Origin of the sequence: Actinacidiphila paucisporea, from assembly GCF_900142575.1 — a bacterium.
In the GTDB taxonomy this organism is placed as follows: domain Bacteria; phylum Actinomycetota; class Actinomycetes; order Streptomycetales; family Streptomycetaceae; genus Actinacidiphila; species Actinacidiphila paucisporea.
On sequence record NZ_FRBI01000021.1, the window covers coordinates 1 to 1,035 of the forward strand.

The 1,035-nt window shown below is 64.6% G+C and carries 1 protein-coding gene and 2 rRNA genes; all 3 read left to right on the forward strand.

Going from position 1 to position 1,035, the window contains the following annotated elements:
• Positions 1-300: ribosomal RNA gene (locus tag BUE44_RS25805) — 23S ribosomal RNA — on the forward strand; the annotation flags it as partial.
• Between the two features lie 141 nt (positions 301-441).
• Positions 442-558: ribosomal RNA gene (rrf, locus tag BUE44_RS25810) — 5S ribosomal RNA — on the forward strand.
• 296 nt (positions 559-854) lie between these two features.
• Positions 855-1,035, forward strand: a 181-nt coding sequence (locus tag BUE44_RS39370) for a hypothetical protein (protein WP_265737180.1), incomplete at its 3' end; no start/stop codon positions are given.

Genomic DNA, 1,035 nt, shown 5'->3' on the forward strand with positions numbered 1-1,035 from the left:
CAGTTCGGTCCCTATCCGCTGCGCGCGTAGGAGTCTTGAGAAGGGCTGTCCCTAGTACGAGAGGACCGGGACGGACGAACCTCTGGTGTGCCAGTTGTCCTGCCAAGGGCATGGCTGGTTGGCTACGTTCGGGAGGGATAACCGCTGAAAGCATCTAAGCGGGAAGCCTGCTTCGAGATGAGGGCTCCCACCCACTTGATGGGGTAAGGCTCCCAGTAGACGACTGGGTTGATAGGCCGGATGTGGAAGCCCTGTAAGGGGTGGAGCTGACCGGTACTAATAGGCCGAGGGCTTGTCCTCATTTGCTCGCGTCCACTGTTTGGTTCCCGGGTTGCGAACAGTCGCACCGGTGAATCAGCTCAACACTTAACTGAAAAGTGTGCTTGTTCGCTTGGACTCTGTCGAGGTCTCACCGGCGCGGTGAGGCCGACCCGATAGCGTTTCGGTGGTCATAGCGTTAGGGAAACGCCCGGTCACATTCCGAACCCGGAAGCTAAGCCTTTCAGCGCCGATGGTACTGCAGGGGGGACCCTGTGGGAGAGTAGGACACCGCCGAACAATCTTTCCAGACCCCTGGTCCTGGCCTCAGCGCCACGACCAGGGGTCTTTTTTTGCAGCGCTCACAAAGCGCGCCTTCCCCGTGGTTACGGGAGACTTGTACTACAGCAGCACGATTCGAGGAGTCACGTCGATGTCCAACTCGCCTGAAGACCGGCCCGAGCGTCCCGAACGCCGGGACTCGCGCCCTAACGGCGGTGGCGACCGCGGGGGTTACCGCAGTGGTGGCCCGCGAAGGGACGACCGCCCCAGCGGTGGCGGCTTCCGCCGCGATGACCGACGTGACGACCGTCCCCGTGACGACCGGCGTGACGACCGCCCGCGCGGCCCGCGTCGCGAAGGTGACCGCCCCGGCGGCAGTGGCGGTGCTTTCCGCGGCAACGACCGGCCGCGCTACGACCGCCCGGCCGGCGGTGGTGGCGGCGGTGGTTTCCGTCGCGATGACCGTCCCGGTGGCGACCGTCCGCGCTTCAACGG